The 7,749-nt window shown below is 44.6% G+C and carries 6 protein-coding genes and 1 pseudogene; 4 read left to right on the forward strand and 3 right to left on the reverse strand.

Features of this window, described 5'->3' with window-relative positions:
- From JGK11_RS31920 to JGK11_RS31935, 4 genes are all read left to right on the forward strand, one after another.
- Positions 1–777 (forward strand): glutathione S-transferase (locus tag JGK11_RS31920; RefSeq protein ID WP_293214381.1); only part of this gene is annotated, 777 nt, incomplete at its 5' end.
- Between the two features lie 195 nt (positions 778–972).
- Positions 973–4,308, forward strand: coding sequence for a protein DpdE (gene dpdE / locus JGK11_RS31925; RefSeq protein WP_293214383.1), 3,336 nt, complete (start codon positions 973–975; stop codon positions 4,306–4,308).
- A gap of 280 nt (positions 4,309–4,588) precedes the next feature.
- Positions 4,589–4,933: a hypothetical protein gene (locus tag JGK11_RS31930; protein ID WP_293179874.1), complete on the forward strand. Its 345-nt coding sequence runs from the start codon at positions 4,589–4,591 to the stop codon at positions 4,931–4,933.
- Positions 4,930–5,124, forward strand: coding sequence for a hypothetical protein (locus tag JGK11_RS31935; protein WP_293179877.1), 195 nt, complete (start codon positions 4,930–4,932; stop codon positions 5,122–5,124). The genes JGK11_RS31930 and JGK11_RS31935 overlap by 4 nt, the downstream gene beginning before the upstream one ends.
- Before the next feature lie 129 nt (positions 5,125–5,253).
- Here JGK11_RS31935 and JGK11_RS31940 read toward each other — a convergent pair whose 3' ends face one another.
- The 3 genes and pseudogenes from JGK11_RS31940 to JGK11_RS31950 form a co-directional block, all read right to left on the reverse strand.
- A complete protein-coding gene (locus JGK11_RS31940) occupies positions 5,254–6,444 on the reverse strand; it encodes a pentapeptide repeat-containing protein (protein WP_293190919.1) in 1,191 nt (396 codons plus the stop codon).
- A 252-nt stretch (positions 6,445–6,696) separates the two neighbouring features.
- Positions 6,697–7,335: a Uma2 family endonuclease gene (locus tag JGK11_RS31945; RefSeq protein ID WP_293199141.1), complete on the reverse strand. Its 639-nt coding sequence runs from the start codon at positions 7,333–7,335 to the stop codon at positions 6,697–6,699.
- 220 nt (positions 7,336–7,555) lie between these two features.
- Positions 7,556–7,749 (reverse strand): annotated as a pseudogene (locus JGK11_RS31950) (Uma2 family endonuclease); the annotation flags it as partial.

Raw genomic sequence — 7,749 nt, forward strand, 5'->3', positions numbered from 1 at the left:
TTGGGCCCCAAGAGCGCTGAAGCGCAACTACGTACCAAGAAAGGTATGTTGTTGGGCTTGGGCCCCAAGAGCGCTGAAGCGCAACTACGTACCAAGAAATGCCCAATGCCCAATGACTATATGTCACCAATATATCCAATTTTATATTCATTCCGCCGTTGTCCCTATGCTATGCGCGCACGTTTAGCGCTGATGATTAGCGATCGCGCGTGTGAGTTGCGGGAAGTTGTTTTGCGAGACAAACCACAAGAAATGTTAGATGTATCTCCGAAAGGTACAGTACCGATATTGATTGATGTTGACGGGCGCGTACTCGATCAAAGTATCGATATCATGTTGTGGGCGTTGGAACAACACGATCCTGAAAAATGGTTGAGGCCAAAGGAAGGTTCTGTTGCAGAAATGCTGGAACTTATCTCTCAATTTGATTATGGGTTTAAATATCATCTTGACCGTTATAAATACCCTGAGCGTTATGCTGGTGTTGATGCTCAAGCACATCGCGATGAATGTGCTTTATATCTGGGGAAACTCAATGCTAAATTAATCAAGAATAAATATTTGTTTGGTAATAATGTAGCATTGGCTGATATGGCGATCGCACCTTTTGTCCGTCAATTCGCCCATACCGATAAAATTTGGTTCAACGAACAGCCTTGGATTCCCCTACAAGCTTGGTTGACAGCCTTCACTGACTCGGAAATTTACGCCAGTGTGATGCAGAAATACCCCAAATGGGAATCGGGGAATCCCACCGTTATTTTTGGGCGATCGTAATTATATTCAATCAACAGATAAGATTGCTTTCATTTGTTATCAATTCTTAAAATTATCTGCGTTTATCTGTGTTAATCTGCCGGATATCTGCGGTTTACCTATCCATCAAAAATTTATGCAATAAATCTCATATCTAATGTTATTCTATTCCCTCAGGCGTTAGTGTATTCTAACAGATATTGTCAGGCTAAAATTATGATTGATGTTGGTTCATTAGTTCGATCGCCCAAAAACGATATGGGAATCGGAAAAGTTGTCGAGGTATCCCACCCCGATGCCATAGTTGAATATTTTTGCTCAGTAAAAAACCGCATCCGCAAAACTGTACCCCTCAGTTTGCTACAAGAAGCCCGACTTCAGCGTCAAACCCGCTGCTACCTCTGGAGTACAAGTCAGGAAAGGTGGATAATTGGCCGAGTTTATGACTGGGATGAAGATAAACTAGAGTACGAAATTGACCTCCCCGACAGCCAAAGTTTGCAAGCTGTCGAAGCCGAGCTTTACGTTCGCTGCAATATCCCGATCGCCGATCCGATCGACATTTTAGCAGTTAAAGGCCAAGAAACTCCCTATTTTCACGATCGCCGTTTGGCTTTTGTCCAATCTGCGATCGAACAGCGCGCCGTCAGTCGCGGCATGACGGGCTTAATTTCTGCTAACATAGACCTGTACCCGCACCAAGTTGAAGTCGTGCGGCGCGTCCTAGAAGACCCAATCGTGCGCTATTTGTTGGCAGATGAAGCTGGACTGGGGAAAACAGTAGAAGCGGGAACAATTCTCCGCCAATTCTTGCTAGACGATGCTAACGGGCGCGCTGTGGTAATCGTTCCCAAATACCTGCTCGAACAGTGGCGGCAAGAGTTAGAAAATAAATTCTATTTGTCTCATTTTGCCGATCGAGTGCAGCTTGTTTCTTTGAGCGAAATCAATCAAATTAGCCGCAATGCTAACCTAGATTTTTTGATTGTTGATGAAGCGCAAGAACTCGCAGCCATGGCTAATTCGAGCGATCGCAATCAACAACAATCCTTTGAACTCTGCCAGAAACTAGCTCATAAAAGCAAAAATTTATTGTTATTATCTGCAACGCCAGTCATCGGCCGCGAGCAAGATTTTCTCACGATGCTGCACTTGCTAGACCCCACAACCTACCGTGTTGACGATTTACAAAGTTTCAAAGCACAGGTGCAGAACCGTCAAGAAATTGGTCGAACTTTACTCGATTTCCGAGAGACAACACAGCCTGCTGTTTTGCAAACAAAACTTGCTCAACTTCGCACTCTTTTTGCTAAAGATGATTATTTAATCGCATTGGCAAAGGAATTAGAAAAAAGCCTAAAAACCAAAGAAACCGAAGAAAAATCTCGCCTGATCCGAACTATTCGCACCCACGTTAGAGATACCTACCGCCTGCACCGCCGCATTCTCCGCAACCGCCGGGATGCGGTGGAAGATGTGATTTTCGATCGCGATACAGTACCTAAAGCCGAGTACGATCTGAATGACGAACAGTGGTCTGAAATTCAAACTGTACTCGATAAATGGCGCGCTGCTGCTCCCAAATCTAGCGAATATCAGAGAATTTTTCTGCTGTTTTTCCGCGCTTCCGGTACTTGGTTGAATGTTTTGGAACGGGTTATCAAAGCTCGCTTGCAGAAAAAATCTAGTCCAGAGCTCGATCGCGAATTTGGACAAAGCGACACCGCAATTTTGACCAGAACTGCGCTGTTTTCCGAAGAAAGGGAACTGCTGGAAACCTTGCTCAACACTGTGTCAAAGGTCGAGGAAGGGTTCGATCGACTGGGTTTGTTACGAATCGCTATTTTGCGATTTCTCGCAGTTGCATTGAAGGTTCCGCGCGAATATCACAGCAATCCTCGCGATTTGCTCTCCAGAATTCAACAGCAAATTAAACGGCCGATTCCGGGCGAACGTTTCCCGAAAATTGTGATTTTCACCAGTTTTACGACGACTTGTCAAGAGATTGCGGAAAATTTAGCTAAAATCTTTGGTAAAAAGGCGATCGCCAGTCATGACATGACCAAATCAGCGGATGATGTGGAGGCGAATCTCCATCGGTTTAAGACTGAACCGCATTGTTTTGTCTTGGTGTGCGATCGATCGGCAGAAACAGGCGTCAACCTACAATTTATAGATTGGTTAGTCCACTTCGATTTACCGTGGTTTCCCAACCAGCTAGAACAAAGACTCAGCAGAGTCGATCGCATTGGTAGCAAAATGGGAGTGCAATTTTGTTTGTTTGCAGGCCCGGATATGCCCGATAGCCCCCACGAAGCTTGGTTTCAAGTCTTAAAAAACGGGTTTGATATCTTCAACAAATCGATCGCCAGCCTTCAGTTTTATGCCGAAACCAAACTGATTACACTTGAAGAAAAGTTGTTTACTGAAGGAGCAAAAGGCCTATCAAGCGAACTTGAATCGATTAAAACTGAAATCGAACAAGAGAAAATCAAAATCGATGAACAATACGCCCTCGATGAAATTGATATTCTTGATGACAGCGCATCTCAGTATTTTGAATCCCTCGACAACTGCGACGCACGCCATAAAGAAATGCAGCGGGCGGCGGAAGGTTGGTTGTGTCAAGCCCTCCATTTCAAACAAGTCGAACATCCCAGTATCTCTGGTTTGGTGCGCTATCAACCTACTCAAAAAACCTTAATTCCCTCCAAGGATTTGACAACTCAATTAGTTCCCTATTGTCAGCAATACGGTAGTTACAATCGGCGTATTGCTCATCAAAATACCGATGTCGTTCTTTATCGAACTGGCGAGGGATTAATTGATGCACTGGGCGCCTATGTTCGCTGGGACGATCGGGGTCAAGCTTTTGCGATGTGGCGTCACGATGAAAGTTGGGATGCTGCGGAGGGGAAGGAATGGTTCGGCTTTCAGTTTAATTATTCAATTCAAACTGATGTGCAGCCTGCTGCTCAAGTTTTGCAAGCACAAAACATCGAAAATTACAATTTAAAAGCTTTGCAACGGCGCGCTGATGCTCTGTTTTTGCCAATTTTTGAAACTGTGTATGTAGATGCTCGCAGCGAACAAATGTCTCTGGTAGAAGAGGCGGAAGTTTTGGCAATCTTGCAGCGCGGTTATAAGGGGAAAGGCGGCCCGAATCGGGATTACAATTTGTCTAAAAATCGCACGTCGCTGATTGACAATTTTGTAGATTCCCTGGATTGGGATGATTTTTGTCAGAAGGGGCGGGTGGTATCGGAGGAATTGCTGCGCGGGCGCGAGGCTTTTGTCGAAATGTGCAATAATTCTGCTACCAGTGCTGCAATTCAACTCAAAAATCGGGTGAATCAATTGCAATTACGTTTGAATCGACTTTCTAAATCGGAACAGCTTTTAGAATCAGTTTTGGCTGATGAAATTAGTACCGAAAGTTTGTTGAGTCAAGCGGTTTTAGCGGGAATTCGCCACCCGCACCTAACTCTTGAGTCGGTAGGATTTATTGTGATTTCTGGGCGTGCTCCTGTGAAATCGGAGGATGAGGGATAATTTGTTTTGGTGAAGTGCGTAGGCCGGGGCCCGGGCGTAGCCATCGCTCTTTTTGAGGGCGATTCCCTACCCTTCACCGAACCCTTGCGGGAAGATAGCTTCGCTTCACGCTCTTTTTTGAACCGATTCGGGAACACGGGCTTTTGGGTTCGTGCCACGATGGACGCTGATGGATGAAAAGGATTTCGGTATGTATGATTGTGAACTGCTTCGGATGTTGATCGATTACACTATGGTATGTTGAATTTTTATTGCAATAACTTATTTTAGGGGTGTAAATATGGCTGATTTACCATCAAGAACTACTGAAATTATAAATCAATTAAAACAGCAGGCTTTAGATATTGTTAATGAAGCTTCTGCCTTGGAATTAACCATTTTTGAACTATTTGGAGAGACCGAGGCAACGATTGCGGCACTAGATGAAATGAAAAGTGCAGCCGATGATGCTGAATCTTCCTACTCTCAACTATCTACTATCCAGCTTCAAATTGCCCAAGCTCAACCTGTTGCCTCTGGTGATATGCTACAATTACTAGAACGAGCTATAGCACGAACCCAAGCAAGGATTCCGGCACTGGAGCGTAGTATTGAAGAAGTTAAGATGGAATACAACTTGCCATGAATAAACAACCGCGCATCCCCGATCCAGAAACATCTAAACGTTTGCTAGCTAACCTCCGCCGAACTCGTATGGAGGTTCAAGAAGTCAATTTAGAATTAGGAGAAATTAATACGCTACTGGCAGAACAGCTTCGCCTGCAAAGATTGAATCGAGTCAGGCGATCGCTCAATAGCTCTACAGCAGAATTGTAAATTTATTAGCCAAAGCCACAAAAAGTTTAAGAAACGCGAGCGATATTTTTTGAACCGATCTATCGCACAGGCTTTTGGGCCCGTGCCACGATGGATGCGGATGGATGAACGGGATCTGGCATTTACGGGCTAAACATCCTCAAAAATTGCTCCCCGCTGCTGTAAATTTAGCTTGACATCTTCCGCAAGTCCCGAGTTATTCCCAAACCTCGCTGACTTGACATTCGCACCGCTGAAATTAGCATTTGTTAGGTTAACTTCGAGCAGATTTGCGCGACTAAAATCGGCACCGCTGAGGTTTGCTAAAGCCAGACTGGCGCGGTACAAATCTGCACCGCTCAAATCTGCATTTCCGAGGAAAGCGCCACTCAAATCTGCACCGCCGAATTTAGCGTTTTGCAGGTTGGCGTCGCTGAAATCGGCATCGTTTAAGTTTGCACCCCGGAAATTTGCCGCCGGGAGATTTGCACTACTAAAATCCACTGCACTTAAACTCGTCCCGCGCAAGCTACCGCCCGCGAAATCCAGTGCGGGATTGAGATTGGCGATTGTTGCCAGTTCTACAAAATCATCGGTTTCAGCAGCTATAATGCGATCGACCATTTCCTGCAACTCGGCTTCGGCTGGCGCGATAATTTCCACCTCAGGCTGTTCCACCGCAGGCAAATTGTAAGACAATAGCGCCCAACTGAGAGCCGGTTGGAGCTTATTTGCTAAATATACAGTCAGGATTCTTTCTAAAACCGAATGTTGATTTGGCGTAATATCGTGCGGCCACAAACCCTCCGCATCTGTGAGATAAATATCTTCTTTCGCAACTTCAAAAGCCGCTGCAATCCGCAATGGTTTGGCGGGAAATTCTCCCAGTTTAACACTTTTTAGCAAACCTTTTAATATTGGTTTTCCCCGTTTTAATGAAAAAATCCAAGCGGGTTTTGTATCGTCGCCGATTGTGGAAACATGACAAAACGTGCAGTCAGTTTCCTGGATTTTTTCCACCTTCTCGTTGTCTCGGACTTTCCGCTGACTTTCGGTTGACAAAATCTCTGTACTGCTGTCGATGGGCGACAGCTCAAAATCACCCACTAATTGACGCGATGCTACCGGAATTTCGCAGTTTTCCAGATTTAGTTTGAGCGTTCCGCCTTGCAGACCAAATTTAACGCGGCCGCCCAGCAGCGGTTCCCAATGCTCGTTAAAATTGAGGCTCAAGTGAATGTCAAGCTGCTGGGTTTGGGCTGCAACTGATGGCACTGGAATTGCTTCTAGTTGCATCCACAAGCAATCTGGGTATTTGTTGTGAGACTCTAGCGATCGCATATCGGTAGAAGTGCTGGCTCTGCCAGACTGTGATGGAGATTTTGACGAGTGCTTTATTTTATTTTATCACTCTTGAGCAAAACTCTTAAGCAAAATTTTATCTCTGATGATTTTGATAATTTATCGTTGGTTGGTGACCAAGAATTTCTTGATGGTACCCGCCACGTGATTTATCCGTGGAATCAATCCCAAATCGAAAATCTAAAATCCTCTCTTCCCCCAAATTTATCCGTACCCGTGATGCACCTTAGCTTAATTGGTTGGTAGTATTTGGTTTTTTACCCAATTCCGAAATGCTTGAACTAATTCTAAATAATCCATTGTTTCCGCCTGTTGCAAAAACCCGACAATTTCTAAAATATGTACAGTGGGAAATGCTAAACTGCGATCGCACGAAACGTATGCTCTATTTTCTAATCTATTGATAATCAGGCGTTCGCCGTTATAAATCCAAACTTCCGGCACGCCGACATCAGCATAAACTTGCAAGCTATTTTCCGAGTAACTCGTGAGATCGAGTTCCACTACTAAATCAGGTGGCGGACTTTCCTTCGTGTCAATTCTTTTTATTCCTTTAATTGCAGATAAATTCTGGATGTAAAAACATTCATTTGGTTCTGCACTGCTGAGTTCTGGACGCTTAAAAGTTGTGGAACCGACGGCTGCAATGTTCAGTCCGAATTCTTCAGCCAGGGTTTCCACAAATCTGCCGATTATTGTTTTGTAAAATTGGTGTTCTGGTGAAGGTTCCAGAATCTCTAGATTGCCACCATTGTATTTCAGCCGCAGCGGCCGGTCAATGTATTCGGCGAGCAAGGTTTCGTAGGTTTGCCAACTGATACCCGATAACTGGATATTTTGGCCTGGCGAGGTGAGATTTTCAGCGGGCATAGTGGTATTTTGCTGAGTAGTTCGTAGGCACAAGCCGGGGCTTAGCCATCGCACTTTTGGATTATACCATCAATTCGGGCGATCGCAGTAGCATCTTTACTAGACCTGAATTACAAAAATAATTCGGACGGGCTAGAAGCCCATCCCACAAGAAAAAAAATTGTGGGATGGGCTTCTAGCCCGTCCTGAAATTTGATTAACAGGACTTTTACAATCTTTTCTACTCACCCATCTGCGCCGGAAATACCGCAGACAAATCGAGAGACAACTCTGGGAAACCTGGAATTACCACAACCTCATTTGGCAAAACCACTTGTTTTACTCGATAATCGAAACCACCTCTTTGTTTCTGATAAGGTTCGCTGTGCATTTCCAATTGAATATCTACTAAATTAAATATCCAATAATCAGCAA

Origin of the sequence: Microcoleus sp. PH2017_34_RAT_O_A (assembly GCF_020737885.1) — a bacterium.
GTDB lineage: Bacteria > Cyanobacteriota > Cyanobacteriia > Cyanobacteriales > Microcoleaceae > Microcoleus.